At 38.6% G+C, this 21,574-nt stretch carries 21 protein-coding genes; 12 read left to right on the top strand and 9 right to left on the bottom strand.

The window, feature by feature from the left end; all coding sequences use genetic code 11:
* The first annotated feature begins 50 nt into the window (after positions 1–50).
* The 3 genes from RF53_RS19150 to RF53_RS14445 all read left to right on the top strand — a co-directional run bounded on the left by RF53_RS19150 (position 51) and on the right by RF53_RS14445 (position 3,339).
* Positions 51–980 carry a class I SAM-dependent methyltransferase gene (locus tag RF53_RS19150; protein ID WP_052242904.1) on the top strand — a complete coding sequence of 310 codons (930 nt, stop codon included), beginning with the start codon at positions 51–53 and terminating at the stop codon, positions 978–980.
* 187 nt (positions 981–1,167) lie between these two features.
* The gene (locus RF53_RS14450; protein WP_006794071.1) at positions 1,168–1,470 is read left to right on the top strand and encodes an H-NS family nucleoid-associated regulatory protein; all 303 of its coding nucleotides are present in this window, start codon (positions 1,168–1,170) and stop codon (positions 1,468–1,470) included.
* A gap of 117 nt (positions 1,471–1,587) precedes the next feature.
* Positions 1,588–3,339, top strand: a complete 1,752-nt coding sequence (locus RF53_RS14445; protein ID WP_039038082.1) for a DEAD/DEAH box helicase — start codon at positions 1,588–1,590, stop codon at positions 3,337–3,339.
* Positions 3,340–3,360: 21 nt separating this feature from the next.
* Here RF53_RS14445 and RF53_RS14440 read toward each other — a convergent pair whose 3' ends face one another.
* Positions 3,361–3,696 carry a ribonuclease E inhibitor RraB gene (locus RF53_RS14440; RefSeq protein WP_008129315.1) on the bottom strand — a complete coding sequence of 112 codons (336 nt, stop codon included), beginning with the start codon at positions 3,694–3,696 and terminating at the stop codon, positions 3,361–3,363.
* A gap of 202 nt (positions 3,697–3,898) precedes the next feature.
* Here RF53_RS14440 and RF53_RS14435 point away from each other — a divergent pair, with 202 nt between their 5' ends.
* The 3 genes from RF53_RS14435 to RF53_RS14425 all read left to right on the top strand — a co-directional run bounded on the left by RF53_RS14435 (position 3,899) and on the right by RF53_RS14425 (position 10,391).
* Entirely contained in the window at positions 3,899–5,623 is a 1,725-nt protein-coding gene (locus RF53_RS14435) for an autotransporter assembly complex protein TamA (RefSeq protein WP_039038081.1), read from the top strand.
* Entirely contained in the window at positions 5,623–9,312 is a 3,690-nt protein-coding gene (gene tamB, locus RF53_RS14430) for an autotransporter assembly complex protein TamB (protein ID WP_039038080.1), read from the top strand. Before RF53_RS14435 ends, tamB begins: the two co-directional genes overlap by 1 nt.
* Before the next feature lie 194 nt (positions 9,313–9,506).
* Positions 9,507–10,391, top strand: a complete 885-nt coding sequence (locus RF53_RS14425; RefSeq protein WP_039038079.1) for a peptidylprolyl isomerase — start codon at positions 9,507–9,509, stop codon at positions 10,389–10,391.
* 59 nt (positions 10,392–10,450) lie between these two features.
* On the opposite strand, the gene queF is transcribed toward RF53_RS14425, so the two are convergent.
* On the bottom strand, positions 10,451–11,296 hold the full coding sequence (queF, locus tag RF53_RS14420) for an NADPH-dependent 7-cyano-7-deazaguanine reductase QueF (RefSeq protein WP_039038078.1): 846 nt from the start codon (positions 11,294–11,296) through the stop codon (positions 10,451–10,453).
* 59 nt (positions 11,297–11,355) lie between these two features.
* On the opposite strand from queF, the gene syd reads away from it, so the two are divergent.
* Entirely contained in the window at positions 11,356–11,895 is a 540-nt protein-coding gene (syd, locus tag RF53_RS14415; protein ID WP_008129321.1) for a SecY-interacting protein, read from the top strand.
* A 63-nt stretch (positions 11,896–11,958) separates the two neighbouring features.
* Here syd and RF53_RS14410 read toward each other — a convergent pair whose 3' ends face one another.
* From RF53_RS14410 to RF53_RS14400, 3 genes are all read right to left on the bottom strand, one after another.
* Positions 11,959–12,732, bottom strand: coding sequence for a Zn-ribbon-containing protein (locus RF53_RS14410; protein ID WP_006794063.1), 774 nt, complete (start codon positions 12,730–12,732; stop codon positions 11,959–11,961).
* A gap of 13 nt (positions 12,733–12,745) precedes the next feature.
* Complete coding sequence (locus RF53_RS14405; RefSeq protein WP_039038077.1) at positions 12,746–13,012, bottom strand: hypothetical protein; 267 nt, start codon at positions 13,010–13,012, stop codon at positions 12,746–12,748.
* A 260-nt stretch (positions 13,013–13,272) separates the two neighbouring features.
* Complete coding sequence (locus tag RF53_RS14400; protein WP_006794061.1) at positions 13,273–13,509, bottom strand: DUF2789 domain-containing protein; 237 nt, start codon at positions 13,507–13,509, stop codon at positions 13,273–13,275.
* Between the two features lie 327 nt (positions 13,510–13,836).
* On the opposite strand from RF53_RS14400, the gene RF53_RS14395 reads away from it, so the two are divergent.
* Positions 13,837–14,481: a GNAT family N-acetyltransferase gene (locus RF53_RS14395; protein ID WP_039038076.1), complete on the top strand. Its 645-nt coding sequence runs from the start codon at positions 13,837–13,839 to the stop codon at positions 14,479–14,481.
* Positions 14,482–15,224: 743 nt separating this feature from the next.
* Here the strand turns inward: RF53_RS14395 and RF53_RS14390 are convergent.
* Together RF53_RS14390 and RF53_RS14385 are read right to left on the bottom strand one after the other, a co-directional pair.
* Positions 15,225–15,524, bottom strand: coding sequence for a DUF3301 domain-containing protein (locus tag RF53_RS14390; RefSeq protein ID WP_039038075.1), 300 nt, complete (start codon positions 15,522–15,524; stop codon positions 15,225–15,227).
* Positions 15,525–16,553 carry a DUF3549 family protein gene (locus RF53_RS14385; RefSeq protein WP_039038074.1) on the bottom strand — a complete coding sequence of 343 codons (1,029 nt, stop codon included), beginning with the start codon at positions 16,551–16,553 and terminating at the stop codon, positions 15,525–15,527.
* 105 nt (positions 16,554–16,658) lie between these two features.
* Here RF53_RS14385 and RF53_RS14380 point away from each other — a divergent pair, with 105 nt between their 5' ends.
* From RF53_RS14380 to RF53_RS14370, 3 genes are read left to right on the top strand one after another with little or no spacing between them, the layout of a single operon-like run.
* Complete coding sequence (locus RF53_RS14380; RefSeq protein WP_039038073.1) at positions 16,659–16,979, top strand: YqcC family protein; 321 nt, start codon at positions 16,659–16,661, stop codon at positions 16,977–16,979.
* Positions 16,972–17,736, top strand: a complete 765-nt coding sequence (truC, locus tag RF53_RS14375; protein ID WP_039038072.1) for a tRNA pseudouridine(65) synthase TruC — start codon at positions 16,972–16,974, stop codon at positions 17,734–17,736. Before RF53_RS14380 ends, truC begins: the two co-directional genes overlap by 8 nt.
* Entirely contained in the window at positions 17,736–18,185 is a 450-nt protein-coding gene (locus tag RF53_RS14370) for a flavodoxin (protein ID WP_039038071.1), read from the top strand. Before truC ends, RF53_RS14370 begins: the two co-directional genes overlap by 1 nt.
* A gap of 53 nt (positions 18,186–18,238) precedes the next feature.
* On the opposite strand, the gene RF53_RS14365 is transcribed toward RF53_RS14370, so the two are convergent.
* Together RF53_RS14365 and gloB are read right to left on the bottom strand one after the other, a co-directional pair.
* Entirely contained in the window at positions 18,239–19,822 is a 1,584-nt protein-coding gene (locus RF53_RS14365; RefSeq protein WP_039038070.1) for a LysM peptidoglycan-binding domain-containing protein, read from the bottom strand.
* A 141-nt stretch (positions 19,823–19,963) separates the two neighbouring features.
* Complete coding sequence (gene gloB, locus RF53_RS14360) at positions 19,964–20,737, bottom strand: hydroxyacylglutathione hydrolase (protein WP_039038069.1); 774 nt, start codon at positions 20,735–20,737, stop codon at positions 19,964–19,966.
* 53 nt (positions 20,738–20,790) lie between these two features.
* Here gloB and RF53_RS14355 point away from each other — a divergent pair, with 53 nt between their 5' ends.
* Complete coding sequence (locus RF53_RS14355; RefSeq protein WP_006794052.1) at positions 20,791–21,567, top strand: class I SAM-dependent methyltransferase; 777 nt, start codon at positions 20,791–20,793, stop codon at positions 21,565–21,567.
* Positions 21,568–21,574 lie beyond the last annotated feature (7 nt).

Here is a 21,574-nt window from a genome sequence, read left to right as displayed (position 1 = left end):
ATATAATAAAGAGTGACTCTTGAGTCACTCTTTTTTTTGGAGAAAATAAAATGCACTGGGATCATTACTGGGACCTTACAAAAGCTTTATCTAGTTTTGGTGATGCAAATACAGCCCTAGGTTACCCAGAAGAAGTGTTAAACTTTTGGGATGGCGTTGTATTAGAAAAAGGAGAAGGTGCTGTTTATCTTGATTTAGCAACCGGTAAGGGAGCTTTAGCAATCTGGCTACAATGCCTTTTAAAAAGAAAAAACTTATCTGGCTCGGTGTATGGCTGCGACTTAGCAAACATTGATGAGTTAAAAATTACTAGTGATGTTGACGAAATTAATAGTGCTATTAACAAAGTTAAGTTTCAGTTTAATACTTCATTAGAAAACCTACCTTATCCAAATGAGTACTTTGATATATTAGTTAGCCAATTCGGTTTTGAGTATTCTAATTGGTCACACTCTTTAAATGAGGCACGTAGAGTGCTTAATAAAGATGGTGAAATTATATTAATGATGCATCACCCTGACTCAGTAATAACCAACGACTGTAAAAGCGGTTTGAAAATACTTAATTGGATGTTGGAAAACAACATATTAAATGAACTTGAAAGCTTAGTAACTTTGAAGCTTCAAGGTCATATTGAGTTATTTCAGACACGAAATAAAGAAGTGATTCAAAAAATTCAGAGCTTAAATATATCCAATGATGAAGAAAAGCTCTGGTTTGCAGATATAATGTCTAAAGTATCAAAGATAATGCTAAATATTGATCAAACTAGTAAAACAAAATTAAATAGCTTACAAAATGCTTTAAGACAACAAATTGAAAGGTTATTAGATCAAACTTCTGTTGCATTTAGTGAAGATGAAATTTACGAAAAATTTGAAGCTGCAAAGCTTGAAAATATGAAAATGTCTATAGCGACATTCAATGTAAATAATGAACTGTTTTGTTGGCAAATAAAAATTTCTCCAAAGGAAATGTAGCTTTAATTTAGTTAACAGTTTATATCAATTTTGCTTTTAAAAAAGTTGAGAGTTTTTTAGTTATTTTGTGTTTTAATTTTAGTAATAGCATTTTCTTATTTTTTAAATCTTTATTCTTTGTCATAGTTATTTTAAATTAAAGTATCTATACTTATTTTGTTATGTTTATAAATTTAAAGAGATATAAATGAAAGAAGTTCGAGCTTTTATAAAGACTGCATCCTTAACTGAACTTGAAAAAGCACAACAATTAGTTACTGATGCAATTTCAAAATATACCCAACAGCAAAAAGCAAAACAGGAAGTTTTGGATCTTTTAAAAGAAAAAGGACTTACGTTAGAAGATTTACAAGACACATCCGCAGATAAGCGCACTAAAGTTAAAGCTAAATATCGCATTGAAGTTGATGGTGAAATCATTGAGTGGACTGGCCGTGGCCGCCGCCCAAAAGCGTTTGAAAATGTTGATTTACAAAAACACCTAGCTTAACAATATAAAAGAGAGGCGCAGCTTCTCTTTTTATTTCTTGCCAATAATTTAAATAAAGCTAAAAAACGTCATCCGTTATTAGATAAAGTATTCTTATTCAAACCCAATTATTTTCCCATGAGCTATAAACTTAGACCCTATCAGCAAGAGGCGGTTGAACGCACCGTTGTTCACTTTAGAAAAACGAATGATCCCGCAGTTATTGTGTTGCCAACAGGTGCAGGTAAAAGTTTAGTCATCGCTGAGCTTGCCCGTATAGCTAAACAAAAAATATTGGTCCTTGCTCATGTTAAAGAACTTGTAGAGCAAAATTCACAAAAATATAAAAGTTTTGGTTTAGAGGCGAGTATATTTTCCGCAGGTTTAAAAGAAAAATCTTTAACCCATCAAGTCACTTTTGCTAGTGTGCAGTCACTTTCACGTAATTTGGATAAACTCAATGAGCATTATTCTTTACTTATTATTGATGAATGCCACAGAGTAAATGGTGATAAAAAAAGCCAATACGGCAAAGTTATAAGTGCATTACAAGCGTACAACCCGCATTTAAAAGTATTGGGCTTAACGGCTACGCCTTATCGTTTAGGCATGGGGTGGATATACCATCACCATTATCATGGTTTTGTTAAAGGGACGACAGAAAGCCCATTTAAACGTTGTATATTTGAATTGCCGCTTAGGTACATGATTAAAAATAACTATTTAACCCCACCAAATGAAGTTGATGCTGCCATTAACCACTACGATTTTTCGTCTCTAGAGACGAATGCGTTTGGCCAATACACTGCCGATGATATGAACGCGCTTTTAAAAAGTAACGAGCGAGCAACTCAGGCTATTCTTAAACAAGTGATTGCATATAGCGAGCAGCGCAAAGGTGTAATGGTTTTTGCGGCAACAGTTATGCATGCCCAAGAAATATTAAGCTACTTACCAACAGCCCAAAGTGCGCTAATTACAGGCGATACGCCTAATATTGAACGCGATAAAATCATTTCTGCGTTTAAAAGTAAAACGTTAAAGTATTTGGTTAATGTTTCTGTGTTAACAACTGGCTTTGATGCGCCACATGTAGATTTTATTGCCATCTTGCGTCCTACAGAGTCTGTAAGCTTATACCAACAAATTGTAGGTCGGGGCTTACGATTATCAGAATCTAAAACCGATTGCTTAGTGATTGATTATGCCGGAAATGGTTTTAATTTATTTCACCCTGAAGTAGGGGATAAAAAAGGCGACAGCGATAATGAACCTGTACAAGTACTTTGTCCAGGTTGTGGGTTTGCTAATATATTTTGGGGTAAAACGGACTCTGCTGGCAAAGTTGTTGAGCATTTTGGTAGACGTTGCCAAGGGTTATTAGAAGACGTTGAAGGTAGCAAAGAGCAGTGCGATTATCGTTTTAGATTTAAAGAGTGTGAGGAATGTGGTGCGCAAAACGATATTGCTGCTCGAAAATGCCACGACTGCGGCGCTATAATGGCTGATCCTGATGACAAGTTGCGTAATGCGCTAAACTTAAAAGATGCATTAGTGCTTCGTTGTAGTGGGCTAACAGTAACTCAACTTAAAGACGAGCTAATCAAAGTTACTTATTTTGACGAAGACGGCACTAGTTGTGGTGAAGTTTATAACCTTGCCAGTAAAGGCGGTCAGTTTATCTTTAATAAACAATTTGGCAAACGGCTTGCGCATGGACAAAAACCAACAGACTTTAAAGCAGCAGAACAGGTAATTAAAGCGCAGCTCGACTTGGTGCCCCCTGACTTTGTGATTGCGCGAAAAAGTAAAAAATATGGTTGGAAAGTAGCAGATAAGCTATTTGATTATAAGGGGAGTTTTAGAAAGGCAAATCAGTTAAGTCGTTAAACTTAACTGATTTTTAATATATTAAGCGGCGTCTTCGTCCATTAATCCCCAGCCGTCACCGTAACCGTTATAGCCATTCGCTATACTTTCTAGGTACTGTTCAGCTTGGCCCAGTAATGTGTGCTCTGGTACCATTTGTACATGAGTAATTACTTCCCAAACGCCAGTGTCTTTGCATTTTTCGACGTCAGCGGTTTGTACTAATGCATCAGAAACAATATCTTTAGCAAACTTATCAGCATCGGCTTGTTGCTCAAATAAAATGAAAAAGTCGATTTGCTGCATTTTGCTTAAATCGACGCCTGCAGCGGCTATTTCGGCTAACAGCTGGCCGTTTTCGTCATCTGGAAATTGCATTAAAAACTCATCTAAAAATAATTTTGTGTTCGTTGGCACTATTGTAACTAAAATATTGTCTTAACGCGTACTAATTTTATCTTCTTCACATTTCATATTTAAACTGAGTTTGTCATTAAGTTAATGTGTTGGTCATTATGGCTATGTTAATATGCGCCACATTAGCTCGTTTTAAGTAGTATATAAGAGTAAGGATATTTGCTTGTTTATTAAGTTTTTACGTTGCATGTGCATTGCCATTGTTTTTATGACTGCAAATTCCTATGCGGTAGAAAAAGTCATCGAAGACTACAAAATTAAAGGCATAAATGGTGATTTAGAAAAAAACGTAGCGCTATACCTAAAGCAGCTTAAAGGTGAAAAACCAACAAGAACCCTTCAACGTTATGCTAAAAGCCAGGTACAAAACAGCATAAAAGCACTGGGTTACTACAGCCCAACAGTTGAGGTTGAATTTGATAAAGACGATAGTGAACTCGTTGTCAAAATTGAGCGTGGTCCTGCAACACGGATAGACGCCATTAATATTACATTAAATGGTGAAGGGAAGAACGATAAACAATTACAAACCCTTATTAAAAATACCAATTTAAAACAGGGTGATGTGCTAAACCATGGTAACTATGAGTCAGCGTATAAAAAAATAGAATCCATGCTTTTGGAGCTTGGCTATTTTGATGCTAAATGGCCTGCCCGCAAATTAGAAGTTTCAATTAAAAAAAATAGTGCCGTTGTCACGTTTGTGATTAATACCGGTGTGCGTTATCAATATGGCAGTATTGAAATTACCAGTGATACGCCAGCTGAAAAATATATTCGTTCTTTGTCACCATTTACTCAAGGACAACCTTATAAATCAACTTACATAGCCGATTATAACCTTGAGCTTTCTAGCACACCTTATTTTGCTAGTGTGCGTGTTTATGCTGATATTACAGCGCGCAAAAACGCCCAAGTTCCTATCAAAGTTGAGGTTGTACCTAAACCTGCAAATAGCTTTGAAATTGGCGGCGGTGTGTCTGAAAGTGAGCCTAGGTTTCGTTTTAAGTGGAGTAAACCTTGGATCACAGAGGATGGCCATTACCTTGATACAAATATGAATATTGCTGAAAAGCAACAAGATCTCTCTATGGCATACACCGTTCCTGTAGATGACCCTAATGATGATTTATGGCGTTTTTCTGTAGGTTATAAATTAGAAGACGAACTTGCAGATGATGTCTACAGCGAGATATTAACCGCACAATTACAACGGCAGTGGCTTACAGAAGAAAAATGGGTAAGAACAGCGTTTTTACGCAGAGATCAAGAGACGTATCGTCTGGGCGATGATCCAGAAGAATCAACCGAAATGTTAATGCCCGGGATTAGTTATGCTCGCAAAAGTTTAAAAGGCGGAACGACTCCTTATTGGGGCGAGCAATGGCTTATATCAGCAGAGTTTGGCCTAGATGATGCGCTTTCCAGCACGAATTTATTGAGGGTTCAATTACAGCATGCATGGCTTCGTACATACCTTAATAAGCATTTAGTTTTTCTTAAGGCAAACATTGGCGCAATGCTAGTTGATGACATAAATAATGTACCGTATTCACTGCGGTTTTATGCCGGCGGTGATCAAAGCGTTCGTGGTTTTGCTTATCAGTCAATTTCGCCAGAAAATGATGATGGTGAACTAATAGGGGGTAAATATTTGCTTGCTGGCACTATGGAGTACAACTACCAGTTTGCTCAAAATTGGCGTGCAGCATTATTTGTTGATGGTGGTACGGCTACGAATGATTTTTCAGATGAATTTGAAGTGGGTGCTGGTTTTGGTTTTCGATATTTAACGCCTGTGGGCCCTGTACGAATAGATCACGCTTGGGGCTTAACTAAAGATAGCAAAAGTACCCGTTTGAGTATTACCATAGGGCCAGAAATTTAATGTCAATATTAAAAAAAATAACAGCCACAGTAAGTGCAATTTTAGTTTCGCTAATTATTAGCGTATTTTGTTTATTATTTACTGCACCCGGTAATCAATTTATTGCCTATACGGCAAATAAAGTTGTTGATGGATTACACATAGAAATTAAAGATGGTCGCTTTATTTATAACGATGCGTTTAATGTTCGTTTTAAAAATAATGGTTTAGATTTTAATGCCCAGCAATTAAAAATCGATTTATTTTGGTGGCAGTGTGATGGTATCTGTGTTGATAATTTAAGCGCTAAATCTATTAAATTAACCTTGCCAAAAACAGTTGAAGCGCAAGATGAAACACCCTCTGAGCCCCTTGAAAAAATTATTTTACCTTTTAATGTTTCAATAAAAAATATAGCGGTTAATGAGTTTACATTAAACCACCCTAGTGCAGATGTGAGCGTTAATAACTTTAAACTATCAGCTAAAGCTGAAGGTTCAAAACTCACAGTAAAAAGCTTAAATATCCCGAGTATACTTGTTGCTTTAAAAGAGCAAGAACAACCTGCCAAGGCGCAAACTGCTCAAAGCAACAAAGCTGCACTTACGCAATTACCAGCACTTCCTGATATTAAATTTACATCACCCATTGATTTAGCCATTGAAGCCCTTGATATCGCAAAGGTAACAATTGAGCAGGGCGATGCGCAGCATAATATCGAAAACATTTCGCTGCAATTAAGTGTAGAAGATGCCGTGATTAATTTGCAGTCGCTTTCAGCTACCTATGAGCAGTGGCAGCTTAATACCCAATTAGATGCAGAGCTTTTAGGTAACTTGCCTGTAAAAGGCTTAGTGACTTTAAAAAGTGACGAGCACCAAGCAAACTTAGAGTTAAACGGTGATTTAGCTGACTTAACTATACATTTAGAAACGAGTGGCCAATATCCGCTCACGTTAACAGCGAATGCTAATTTAAAGCAAAAAAATTACCCATTTGAGCTAAGCGGCAAAATTAACCAATGGCTTATTGATGCGCAAAGTAATGAGCTTAAAGTTAAAAATGTAAGCCTTAAAGCAACTGGTAATGCTGATGACTACCAACTCAACTTACAGGCAAACAGCCAATTAGGTGCTTATCCGGCTGTTAATCTTAATACTCAGCTGACTGGTGGTTTAACTCAAGCCGTGCTCAAAACATTAAGTATTAAAGCCAATGAAAGTAGTGCGATTATAAAAGCTAATATTGATTGGCAACAGGGCATTAAAGCGAGTTTTAACGGCTCGCTTTCAAACCTAAAATCGCAGTATTTTACGGATGCTGCAACTAGCGATGTTTCAGGGCAATTTAAAGGTTCATTCAATGCGGAAGAAGGCTCGTGGCAACTACAAATGGATGATACTAAGCTAAGCGGATTATTAAACGAGGTACCCCTTGAGTTTGCGTCAAACTTTCAGCTAAACAATACACTAGAGGCAAATATCGACAGCCTTTATTTAAGTAGTGGCACGAATAAATTAGTACTTAGCGGCCAAGTTGACGATACATGGAAAGTTGACGGTAAAATAACACTTAAAAGTAATAAAGAGGCAAATATGCCATTTATTGCCGATGGCAACGCCGATTTAAAAGTAAGAGGGCAGAGGCTAACACCTTCTGTCGATTTAGCGTTAATACTTGATAGCTTCACTTTTAATGAAATCAATATAAATAAACTGACGGTAAAAGGGCAGTTAGATACAGCCGCTGATTGGCAAACTGACGTATCGTTAAGTGTTGGCTCGGCGCTTGTGGCTGATGAGCAAATTAATAGTGTAAAAGTTGATATTAACGGCGATAAAACAGATCACCAACTTACAGCATCTGTAGATGCCGAGCAGGGTAGTGCAGAGCTTGAAGTAAATGGCAAAATTAGTAACGCTACCTGGAATGGTGAGTTTAGTAATGTAACGCTAAGCGACAAAAAGTTAAGCTTTAGCAACACTAAAAATATTGCTGTTATGTTTAACTCGCAAAACGGTAATTTTGATTTGAGTGCGCACTGTTGGGCTTCTCAGCAAAGCGAGCTTTGTATAGACACGCTAGCTCAATCTAAAGAGGTAGGCCAGTTAAATGCTAAGTTAAACAATTTAGCACTTGAAGAGCTTAAACACTTTTTACCCGATAACATTCGCACCCGTGGTGATGTAAAAGGTACTGTGGCGCTTAATTGGAATGCAGGCGCTCTTAAAACATTACGGGCAAGTTTAAATGCAAGTGACTTGACCACTGTTTTAACCTCAGAAGAAGATCGCTTTAAATTACCGATAGAAACACTCAGTATTAGTGCTTTTTCAGACTCTCAAAAGGGGCAGCTCGAAGCTAATTTAGAGTCAAGCGTACTAGGTAAAATTGATACATACATTAATATTGACGACATACAAAATACGCAGGCGCTTAATGGCACTATTAATATTGATAAAATATTACTTTCAGACTTACAGCCATTTCTTGAAACTCTTGAGCAATTAAAAGGTGATATTAGCGGTAAGGTCGCACTTGCGGGTACGTTAAAAGATCCACTATTAAATGGTGAGCTTAACGTAAACGATATAAACCTTGAGGGTGAACAGCTTCCTATTGCGCTACAAAAATCAAATATAAACATATTATTTGATAAAACGACCGCCACAATAGAGGGCAATTTAAACGACAATCAAGGTGGCAATGTAAAGCTAAACGGTGATGTTGATTGGCAAGGTGAACAACCTGAAGTAAATGTAAATGTGCAAGGCGAGCAGTTTTTTGTACGCGCACAACAAGGCGTTACTTTTAAAATATCGCCAGATTTAAAAATAGGGTTAGCTAATAATGCACTTAAATTAGCGGGTGAAGTAGTTGTACCTTATGGTCGTATTACGATTGAAGAGCTTCCAGAAGGCGCTGTGCAGGTTAGTGACGATGAAATTATTGTTGATCAAAAAACTGAAACCAACGAAAAGGTACCATTTGACTACGACATAGACTTAAATGTGATCGTTAAAAATGACGTTAAAGTAGAGTCGTTCGGATTAGAGTCTAAAGTGGCTGGTGATTTAGCGATTAAAATGAGTCAAGGTGTTCCAATTATTGCAACGGGTGAGCTCAATTTAATAAATGGCACTTATTTAGCATTTGGCCAAGATTTAATTATAAGAACTGGCCAAGTGGGCTTTAGTGGCTCCATTGAACATCCCTATTTGAATATTAAAGCAATCAGAAACCCAGCTAATACAGCAAATGGTGTTATAGCTGGTATTACGCTTACGGGAAATGTTAAAGAACCCACTCTAAAGCTGTTCTCTGAGCCTGCAATGGATCAGGCGCAAACCTTAGCATACTTACTCAATGGACAGCCGTTAGGAGAGGGAGAGGGAGCATCAAGCAACGCTATGCTTGCCCAGTTATTACTTTCTCAAGGGGTTAGTAGAAGTGAAGGGGTTGTGTCAAAGGTAGGTGAAACGTTTGGTCTTTCTGATGTTAGCTTAAGTTCGTCAGGAAGTGGTGATAGCACTAAGGTAGAAATTTCAGGCTATGTTGCGCCTAGCTTGCAAGTTAAATACAGCGTTGGGGTATTCGAGTCACTTAGCGAAGTGGCCATTCGTTACCAGTTGTTGTCGCAACTCTATATAGAGGTAACCAGTGGTTTATACCAAAATGTTGATGTGCTCTATAAATTTGATTGGGACTGAACTATAAGCTCTACAGCCTGATGAACTGTCAGGTTGAATTTGCAGCAGCCTGTTTGGTATTTGGGCAAGGAAGAGCCTATGTATTATGGTTATCACCTATAAATTGGCGATAACCTCGCATTAATGTCAAACAGACCCTAGGCAAGTTAGATTGCTTAAAGCTACTTTTAAATAATAAAAATAAAAGGTTGAATATGAAAACACGTTGTTCAATTTATGTAATGGCACTTTTGTTGAGCGGCTGCGCAACAACAACGAACAATAAATCCGTAATAAATATACAAACACCACTTAGTGCCAATGATGTAATAAAAAATGCAACTGCAGATGAGTGGCAAGTAGTCGATCCTCAAAATATTTTAAAAATAACCTTACCTACTGGTTCGGCTTACATAGCATTAAATCCGCAACTAGCTCCAAAACACACGCAACATATTAAAACGTTGGCGCAAGAAGGCTTTTATAAAAACACCCGTGTCTATCGTTTTGTAGAAGGGTTTGTAGCACAAGGTGGCGACGGCTCGGGTAAAAAAGAAATAAAAACAGCGAATAAAACCGTACCTGCAGAGTTTTATTTACCAACATCGCAACCATTAAAAATTACCGAGTTAAAAGGCGATGGATACGCGCCTGTTACGGGGTTTTTAAATGGTTTTGCTGTTGCGCAAAACCAAACACAGACTCAAACATGGCAAGTGCATTGCAATGGTGTATTTGCAATGGCACGCGCTAATGATATAAACAGCGCAAGTACTGAGTTTTTTGTCACTATTGGGCAAGGCCCTCGTTACCTTGATAAAAACATTACCGTGTTTGGGAGAGTGCTTGAGGGTATGGAGCACTTTAATCGTTTGCAGCGTTTACCCACTGAGGGACTGGTGTTTAATCCAATAACGAATATTGAAGTGTTGGCTGATGTTAATAGCGATGCAACAGTATTCAAGGTAATGAAGACAAACTCAGCATCGTTCAAGCAACTGATAGATGCACGTAAAAGCCGAACGGAACCCTGGTTTGTCCAATCGTATAATTACGTTGATGTATGTGGTATGCCTATCCCAACAAAGCGCGTTATTTAAATATTAAAAAAGGAGCTGAGGCTCCTTTTTTAATATTTATGTTTTGGTGTTTAACGTATTTACTGACGATTAATCTTAACGGCAAACGGTGTTTCGTTATAATGCGTAGAACGGTATGGGTTTATGTCTAATCCGCCTCGGCGTGTATAACGAGCATACACTTCAAGCTCTTTAATGTTGAGTTGCGTGGTTAAGTCACTATAAATGCGCTCTACACATTGCTCATGAAACTCGTTGTGTGTTCTAAACGATATTAAATAACGTAGTAGCGATTCACGACATATCTTCTCGCCTGTGTATCTTATAATAATGCTCGCCCAATCTGGTTGAGACGTTATTAAGCAATTAGATTTTAGCAAATGGCTATTCAGCGTTTCGGTCACTATCTCATCGCTATGTGCTTTAAGTGAATAGGCATCAATATCATAGTTATCTATTTCAATATCTAAATCATCAATGCATTCCCCAGGAAGAGCAGTACAGGGTAAACAGTTAAAATCGTCCGCTTTGTATAGGGTTACTTGTACCGGACTATTAACTGCGTCTGATAAGTCATCGATTAAATGTTGCTTAACTGTGTTTATGCTCTCAAAACGAGTTTGATTAAAGCTGTTTAGATAAAGCTTAAACGATTTAGACTCAATAATGTGGCTGCTTTGGCATGCAAAAGTAAATAAGGCGACAGCCACTTGCGGTTTACCTTTGGCGTTTAACCACGAAAGTTCGTAACCTGTCCAAATATCTTGGCCTTTAAATGGCAGTTCGGCTTCATCAATATTTAAAGCATCACGATTTAGCTTGCGCGCAATTGGGAAAAGCAAGCTTGGTGTATAGTGGTCTACATATTCAGTAGATTGTCCTAATACACTGCCTTTAAGGTCTGGAGAGTTGCTGTAATCTGTCATGTTTGCTCTTAAATAGTTACAATGTGCGCATTATATCTAATTTAATTGAGTTTCACAGTATGTCTGTAGCATTGCTTTTAGAACAACTTCACCATCAATTTAGCGAAAATACCCTCAAAAACACTGCTAAGTACCCACTTATAGCACACGATGAACAATGGCCGAGTCCGTGTGAGCTAGGCGAGGTTGACGAGCAAGGAAATATTCAATGGCAAGGCGTACGTCAGCAGCCAGCAGGCTCATTAAACAATTTAGCTAAGGCATTAGAGCTTGAGTTTCCAACAGCGTTAAGCGAACTTTATGGGCACATGTACGGTGGTAGCGTATTGGCAATTATTGACGGACATCAAATTGAACTGTTGCAAGCATGGAATAGCGACGACTTCGATATGCTTCAACAAAACATCACTGGTCATGTTTTAATGAAACGAAAGCTAAAACAACCCGAAACTGTGTTTATTGGTTTAACAGATAAAGAAGATTTACTGGTCAGTGTGTTAATTCATACCGGAGAGGTGTGTCTAGAGCACGTCGGTAAAAAAACGCACCATGTACTTGCACCAAATATAGAGTCGTTTTTAAAAGCGCTTGAAGTATAAAACGTCATTAATAAATCAGCTTAGCAATATCGCTGAGCTGATTTTAAAAAGTCATTAGAGAGGCTATTGAAAATCCCACGACACATTAGAGACTAAACCACACGGTTCACACCTAAAATCAAATAGCCCAAACCAAGGTTCATCTAGTTTCCAATCGCTATTACAGCTTGGACATTTACGCTCAAGCTCAGAGGCTTTATCCACACCACCAACTCGATATAAGTAGTAGTAAACCGGCTTTTTAGTTAAAAAACTAATGCGTTTGGTGATGTCTTTTCCGCGGCGATATAAATCACTTTTAGTACTGGATATTTCCTCAAGGGCAGGAAACTCACAGCGTGTTGCGCCATTAATTTGTATTTGATCGCATGCTTGCCAATCTTCTTGCCACTTAATTAGCGTTTTGTAATCACCATTGGCAATAGCAGGGATGCGAAATAGTGGCACAGGTAAAAAGTCGTCGCCACAATACAGAGGGCTACATGTATGCACATAAGTAGTATATAAAATGTAACTTGACGGCTCAGTGCAGCAATCCGCTCCATTAGAGTGAATATCTTGGCCAATCACTTTTACTTTGGGGGCCAATAAACCTGCGTTATGTAGTTTTTCAATGCTGTGTTTAACAAAAGGGCTATTATTTAGCGGGTGCATAGCGTCTTCAGTTGGGCACATAACACGGGTTATGAAAAAGCCGTCTTTTAAAACGGTGGGGAACTCTTCCCCCATTATTTGGCCATTAAAGCGAAGCGCATTTACTAAGCGGTTTATGGCTTGTTCGGCTTGTTCTAGGGTGGTGTCTTGGTAGCAATCAAATGTTAAATCAACAACAAACATTTATAGTCTCAAATTATTTTTGTTCTAGCAGTGCAAGTAATTGATCAAGTTTTTGCTCAATTCTGTCTAGTTGGCTTGCTTTTAGCTCAGTGTTTTCTGGCTGCTGGGAAGTTTTAATAAAGTTATTTATAGAATCCGGGTTATTTTTGTATTGGCTCACAGCTGCAATAATCATTGGCATTGGAACCGGTTGCGCTAAGCGACTTTTAGTTAATGCGACTGTGGGTGTTTTGCCTTCATCTAAAAGGACTTGAATTGCATCAAATACAACTGAATTCATTATATTTATAACTCTTAAATTAAATAAAGCGCAGCATACACATGCTGCGCGGGTGCTATGGTAGCAATAAAACGGGTATGCTACATTAAATAACCTAATACTTAGGTTAAAAATCTATCTTTTGTAACTCATCTAACGCTAACTTGCGTAAATATGCCTGAGACAAGTCAAAAATCGATCAGTAAATTTGCCTTGCTCCATTAAACATCGTCATGGATTAGTTATTTTGAAGACTTTAATAGCTATCTAGCTAAATAATGCTATTTGCCTTGGCGAAGACGAACATCTAACTCATCAATCACTTCACTCCAGGCGCCATCTTCAGCAAGCGATTCCGCTAAAAAGTGTTGCTGTGCTTCATCCCAAAATGCTGCATCTTGAAGCAGTGTTGTGTCTTTTAACTCATGTGAAGCAATAAATTGATCTATTTGAGATTCTGAATTTGGTAAACCAAGTTGTGCAAATAATGTATGAATATCATGTTTAGTAGTATCCATGTTACGACTCCTTTAAATAAACAATAAATTACCTTAAGGCCCAACAATACAATGTGCTAGCTAAACTCAAGCTGAATTGTCGGTTAATTACTTTAGGTATATAGTAAAGTTAAGTTCTGAATAATAAATTGCCTAAACCGCTGTTAAGCGCTTTATAAAGGATAGTAAAAATAAATAACACTTTGATATTATTTCTCTCTTTAAGCGGGCAATACGACGTAATATCCAGTTCTTAGATTAAATATACTCGTAAATGAAGTTATTCGCGTATAGCTTTAGTATTTGAGCTCTGATTATATTTACGGCTAAAACAATAAAGGACATACAATGAGTATAACCGCACAAGAAGAAACGTTCAGCGTACAATACATTGAAGCAGAAGATATAAGCACTGCAGCAAGTTTAATTTATCAGGCATACCATGATGACCCTGTACTAAAAACAATGCTAGGTTATGATGAAAAAAATAAAGCCGTTTACGAAAAAAAGTTACGTGCATTAATACGTGAAGAACTCAGTAGTTTTTGGCAAGAAAAGCAACCACTAATAGGACTTTATCGCAGTGGAAAATTAAAAGCAGTGGCCTGTATGTTTGATTCTTTAAGTCAACTTCAAGCTCAGCGTTATTGGCATTGGCGCTTAAAATTAATGCTGAGTGCGGGATATTTACAAACTAACCAGTTAATAGAAAAAGAACAAACTATTAGAGATACACTAAAAGAAAAAGGCCGTTATTACTTTTTAGCTTTTATTGCAGTGGATCCGCATTTTCATGGTCAAGGGTTTGGTCGGTATTTACTCAGAGGGCTTGATGAGCTGGTAAAGGCAAATAGTGAGTCTTCTGGATTGGCAGTATTTGTAACGCGTAGTGAGCATACAGAACTTTTTAAATCTGAAGGATTTTTGACTTTTAAACAGCTTACGTTTAACCAAGTTGCTGGTGAGTTACTATTTAAAAGTGTATTGGGTTAAAAGCGTAACCCGAAGTGTGTAAGTTAATGCGCCCAAACGGACATGTGTCCGTGCGATATATCTTACATTAACGTGAGAGTAATCAGTTAAGGGTGGCCAATTGGTCGCCTTTTTTTATTTAAGTGCATGTTTAATATTAATTTATTGATTTTTTAATTTTTATGACAAAGAATTATTTTGTCTCACATACTACTTCCTCCTCTCGTTTACTCTAAACTTTACCTTGTCAAGAAGACATAGCTTAATGAATAAGCTACTGCCATGGATAAGGAATAGGCAAAATAGCAGATGCTAGCAGGATGCAAAAAGGACAAGTTAACAAGGACAGCAAGGATGAATAGGAAGTGCAAGACGCACTAAGTGGCAGGAGCTACTTTAAGGATATAAAGGATTAAAGCTGCAGGACGCAGCCACGTACTAGGTTGCACGTGAATGCTTGGAAAGCAAAGGGACAACGCAGGAAGCACAAAGCGGCAGGGCGCTACTTCAAAGGATTAACATGGATGATGCTATAGATTTAGCCAAGCGTTAGTTTACGCGGGTTTGCCAAGGTGGCGATGGATATTGTATGAGGCAATGTGAGGGTAAACAAGGTTGTTTACTCGTTCAGGGGATGAAAAAACGGATTATAGATAGTGGATATCTAGCAGGAAGCAGTCCAATTGGGGCGTAACTTTAGTTACGCCTTAGTTTTTTGTACTACACAATTGCAATAATTTTATACATTAAAAGCATAAGAGCACTTAGATTTTGTGTGGTGGAATGACAACACTTTTTAAAAACTCATTTTCCATAATAAGCATTCCCTGATACGCATTTTCACCGTCACTTGAAAACTCAAATGAAAACTCACTTTTTATTCCTGGTTTACCACTTTTTAGAAAACCAAAACGGCGCCTAGTGCACGCAACACTCATAAGTTGCACATTTAATTGCTCACATTGACGTTTAGCATGAACATTAGCCGCTTCGGCGACTTTTCTGTTTAGCCAAAACAAATAAATAACACTACCAATTAATATAAACGTCCATAAACTTGCCATTTAAGAGAATAACCTTCCAATTGCACGAGCGAGGGCTTCGCTTCGATCTTCTTTTCGTAATAAACCTAATAGGTGAGGTCGAATGGTCGGTATTGCAACTAAGTCAGCAAAAATACTTGGAAAAAGCGCCTCTATTTTTTGATGTTGAGCACAATTATCCATAAATATATGCAATCGTTTAGGGTCTTCCAACTTAACAAAGCAACGCCCAGCAATTGTTAAAAGTACGTCAGAGTCGCTTTTTAGAGCTGAATTCAATGTTGCATCAACAAGCTGCGCGCACAAACCTTGTGCCTGACCTTTAGACATTGAGCGTAGTGCAGCGGTTAACGCTATAGTATCACTATTATTAATAGCTGTTTGACCCTGCGCGAGTAAAAGCTCACTCAGTGTTGGTGGTATTGCAACATGTTCAAGCATTGCACTTAGTGGCTGCAATACTTCAAGGGGTAAATGCGCCCAGGCTTTTTGTAAGTTACTTAAGTTTTGATCGTTATCTAGGCGCAGCGCAAAATCAGCAATGCCTTGTAGTGCCACACTTTGCCAATTATCAAAGCCTAACTTTGCACTAAAATATAGCTGAGCGTATTCGTAATATTGTGAAGCAGGTTGCTTTAGTAACACCTTAACTTGCGCGTTAAATGCAGCAAGTTTATTTGCATTAGGCGTAAACACATAAGGATTGTTATCAAGCTTGCCATCTGCTTTTTCACCTGTAATTTCAGTGCCAAGAGCTTGAATAACCATATCGGCAAAGTGATCACGACTTGCACTAACTAATTTACTTTGCTCATCTAGCGGAAATTTTAAAAACCACACATAGGGTTCTTTGCTCGCTTTGGCATCCCAGAACTGAATTGCTATCCACGCATGACCAGCAAGCGGATAAGGGTAAGGTACTTGGGCTTGTTCAATAGCTAAAAACTGTTGTTTATCGAGTTTAGTAATGTGCCTGCCAATATCAAAAGCCCGCCATTGCGTGCCAGCACCATCTAAAAGTTGGCCTAAGGTTGCTATTTGATCACTCATTGTTTTCCCGGTCGTTTTTAACTGCAAAATTGCGCTAATTATACGCCATAGCGAGCTTTGTGGGAACAGGGTATAATTGCTGCATAACTTATAAAGAGGGTGGTTATGTTCCAACAGACCCAAGCTTATCTAGTGCAATTAAAAGCGCTATTACAAAAGCATCAACTTTGGCAATGTGAGCCAATTTCAGCGGAGGCACTAAATTCTAGTGTTCCCTTTTGTCACGATTCGATGGCGTTTGAGCAGTGGCTACAGTTTGTCTTTATTGAAAAAATGCAGCATTTGATCACTTATAATCAACCATTACCGCGAAACTTTGCAATTGCTCCCATGGCGCAAATGGCCTTGATTAATAAATCAGGTGGAAATGAAATTATAGAGGTGCTGACACAGCTAGATGCACTATTAGGAGAACCGAATGAGTGAGCGCCTAGCGCCTACTGAATACGGCGAACTCGACATTTTGTATCAAGACGAAAACTTTGTAGCCATTAATAAACCGTCAGGGCTATTGGTACATCGCTCCTTTTTAGATAAACATGAAACTCAATTTGCGATGCAAATGTTGCGCGATCAGTTAGGGCTGCACGTTTTTCCAGTTCACAGGCTAGATAGACCTACGTCGGGTGTGCTGCTATTTGCTTTAAGCTCTGAAGCCGCGCGTGATATGAATCAGTTATTCATTGAAGGTACTATTGCTAAGCGATATTTAGCTCTAGTGCGCGGATTTGCCCCTGATTCGGTTTTTTTAGATAAGCCTATAAAAGAGGAGCTTGATAAAATTGCCGATAAATTTGCAGATCAGAATAAAGCACCTCAAGAGGCGCAAACTCAGTTTAATTGTTTGTATCAAGCTGCATTACCTATTCCAATAGGCAAATACCCAACGGTTAGGTACTCATTAGTTGAGTGTTTTCCTAAAACAGGGCGCAAGCATCAGATTCGCCGGCATTTAAAACATTTATCATTACCAATAATTGGTGATGTTAATCATGGCGACAATCAACATAACCAATTTTTTAGGGATCATTTTGAATTACGACGCTTAATGCTGTTTGCAACTGAGCTGAGTTTTGTGCACCCTTACACCACCAAAGCAATAACGATTAAAGCGCCACTAGGTCATGATATGCTACAGATTTGTGAGCAACTTGGTTGGCCAAACGAAGAGAAGGATTATTAATGGCACATATTAGTATTTTTGTGGGCACTGTAAATGGTGGTGCTCAACGTTTAAGTGATGATATAGCTGCAACTATTAAGCAGGCTGGTCATAGCGCAGCGGTCATCACAGAGGCTTCGCTTGACGATATTAAAAACGCATCAAACATATTAATTGTTACCTCAACGACAGGCCAGGGTGACGTGCCAAGTAACCTAGCTGGCTTATATTATGCGCTTAATAGCAGTTTTCCTATGCTTACAGATAAGCCATTTGGAGTGGTGGCTATGGGCGACAGAAGCTATGGTGATACTTTTTGCGGTGCAGGTAGAAGTTTTGATGAACTATTACGTGATTTACAAGCAAAACCTGTCGGTAACCGTTTAGAAATTGACGCGTGTGAAGATTTTGAGCCTTGGCCAGTGACAGAGCCTTGGTTAAAAGCATGGCTTGAAAAGCTCCCAGATTAATTTTTATATACCAATAAAAAGGAGCGCATGCGCTCCTTTTTTGTTAGCTGAAATTAACTACTTCTTACATCCACTTTAAGCTTTAATTTTTGCCCCGGTTGCAAGTACTTTTGACCTGCTAAATTATTCCATTTGATAATTTCGCTTACCGTTAAATTAAACTTAGACGCAATCCGCGCAAGTGAATCGCCTCTTCGTACTTTGTACGTAATCGTGCGATTAGTGCTTTTTGGTGCGCTGGTCGTTTTATTTTGTGATTTATACACTGTGAGCTTTTGATTTAAGCGTAGCACAGTGCTTTTTTTAAGTTTATTCCACTTTGCCAATTCATCCATAGTCACATCGTATTCGCGGCTGATATCCCATAAGGTATCGCCACTTTTTACGGTATGCGAAAGCTTAGTGCGTGATGTTTTATTTGCAGCCATACGCATTTGCTTTGGTAAGTGCTCGCTATTTATTGCACCATCGGTTAACGGGACTAGTAGCTCTTGTCCAATGCGTATCGTATTTGAATCAAGCTTGTTCAAAGATCTAATTGCGCTGGTGCTAGTGGTAAACTTTTTAGCAATTACAGATAAGCTGTCGCCGCTTTTTACCACGTATCGTTGCCAGCGAAGCCTATTTTTAATATCAGTATTGGCAAGCTTTTCAGAAAATTGCTGCGCTTTATCAATAGGTAAAAGCAAAGAGTGGGGGCCATTTGGGTCTGTAGCCCAACGGTTAAAACCAGGGTTTAATCTGTAAAGCTCTGTTAATGTCATGTCGGCCATTTCGGCGGCAAGCGCTAGGTCTATTTGTGAGCCTACATCAACTACTTCTACTACTTGGGCGTTGATAATGGGTTTCCACGTTACATTAAATTCATCCGAACGTTTTAATAAGTCAGCTAGTGCCAGTAGCTTTGGTACGTAAGCCGTGGTTTCTCTTGGTAAATCTAATGACCAAAAATCGGTGGGCAAATGCTTTTTACGATTTTTTTTAATTGCGCGCATCAGGCGCCCTTCACCGGAGTTATAGGCGGCTATGGCATTGAGCCAATCACCTTCAAGTGTTTTGTGAAGATAAGATAAGTAATCTAGCGCTGCACGGGTTGATTGCACAATATCTCGGCGGCCGTCGTACCACCAGTTTTGTTTTAAATCAAAGCGCTCACCCGTTTGTGGCATAAATTGCCAAATACCCGAGGCGGTTCTGTGAGAGTAGCCAAAGGGATCAAAAGCGCTTTCTACAATAGGAAGAAGCGCAATTTCGATTGGCATCTCGCGTTTTTCCACTTCTTCAACAATAAAGTGAAGGTAAGGCTCTGCACGCTTTGAAATACGGTCTAAATAACGTTGATGCTTCGCATAATAATTTCGCTCGGTCACAACAGGGCGGTTTTGAGGAACATTAATCGACAATTGGTAACGAATACGCTCCCATACATCGTCAAATACCGGCGCATCTTGTTCATCGCTATCTAGTTGTTGATATTGCGCGTTTACCATTAATGCATTGTTAATATCATTTGGGCTTGCACCTTCAAGCTTATTATTAGCTTGATTTGCGACCTGAGGGTCAGATTCTAAGGTAGTCAATGTTTGACAACCACTTAGCGCAAGCGCCAAGGTTAGTATAAGAGGAGATTTATTCATAAATACCAATACATCGGGTAAAAAACTCGGCAAATGTTACCTTTAATAAACTAACATTACCACTTTATGACAATTACAGCAGTTAGTAGAAAGTGTTCATGTATTTCAAGTTAATGATTTAAAATAATAAACTTATATGCGCTAAAAATTATCTTTGAACTTTCTCAGAGCAGCAAAGTTATGCCAAGGTTCATTGTTTTTTGTAACCGAGATAAATTCTTTAGGTACTTCCTCTATAATGGTTGGAATGTCGCTGCGCATAAACGGGTTTATTTTAAGCTCTTGGCTTATAGTGGTTGGCAGTGAAATTTTATCTTCTTTCCTTAACTCATCTACCAGCTCACTGTGTGCAAGTAACGATGGATTACGAGGCTCAACAGCTTTAGCAAAAGTTAAATTAGCTTGTGTATATTCGTGGGTGCAAAACACTTTACACCCTGCTGGTAGCGTTTTTAATTTGTTTAGAGAATGCCACATTTGTTCACTAGTACCTTCAAATAAACGTCCACAGCCACCACTGAATAATGTATCACCAGTAAATGCCATGTTGTCATTTACAAAACAAATATGATCAAGTGTATGCCCTGGAGTTGTGAGCACTTTAAAGTTGATGCCTAAAACATCAATACTATCGCTATCAACCAGTGGATGCGTCACTCCTTTAAAGGGGCTATTTTTAGGCCCATAAACTTTTATTGTTGGGTCATCTTTTACTAGCTGCGCAACGCCATCGGTATGATCATAATGATGATGGGTAATTAAAATGCCACCCAGTGTTAAGTTTTCTGCTGCGAGATGAGCTAGCACAGGCTCAGCCTGACCAGGATCAACGACCCATGCTTCAGCGTTGGCTTCAGTGGTTAAACACCAAATGTAATTATCTGAAAAGGCTTTAATTGCTTTGACTTGCACCATGTTAAATTGCTCTATAAAGTGACATTTAACGCATAGTATAACGAGCTCATAAAATGAAACCAGCCCTTAGTTTTCAAGAAGGACCCAAACCACTGTCGTGGCAGCAATTTCCTCACGGGGATTACTTGCAAGCTGATATTGAACGTAAAATGCAATATTGGCTACCACGCATGTTTGGTTACCATATGCTTAAGTTAGGTAACTTAAGCGGTGAGTTAAATACAAGTTTAAGTACTATTAAGCACCAGGTGTGTGTCGCTGAGCCCGGACCATATACAGGGGTCGTGGCAGATATAGATGAATTACCTTTTTACGAACATAGTGTTGACGCGTGTATTTTAAGCCATTGTTTAGAGTACCACTCTGACCCACATCACATTTTACGCGAAGCTCATCGAACACTCATACCTGGCGGTTACGTTCTAATTACCGGGTTTAATCCGCTGAGCTTGTGTGGGTTGGCTCAAATGTTGCCGTTTAGCGGGCAAAAATTACCGTGGACAGGACGATTTTTTACCCCAGCAAGGGTAAAGGATTGGCTGAATTTATTGGGTTTTGAAATTGTAAGTGACGAGCGGTTTATTTACTCATCACTTGCTAGGGGAAACAGGTTATCACGGTTTGAATTTTGGCGAGCATTTGCCAAGCAGTATTTAAAACCTATGGGTAGTGTTTATATGCTGGTGGCTCGAAAACGCGTTGCGCCCCTTACACCTATAAAGCCTAAGTGGCACGCACGGCCACAATTTGTGCCTGTAAAAGGAGCGGGGCTTAGGCAAACTTCAAAGCAGCATTACAAAACGTGCGACCAAAAAAGTGACAACCATTAGTATCAAG

This window comes from Pseudoalteromonas sp. ECSMB14103 (assembly GCF_000813065.1).
Lineage (GTDB): Bacteria > Pseudomonadota > Gammaproteobacteria > Enterobacterales > Alteromonadaceae > Pseudoalteromonas > Pseudoalteromonas marina.
The sequence above is the reverse complement of the archived record's forward strand: the minus strand, read 5'-3'. Positions and strand labels throughout refer to the sequence as shown.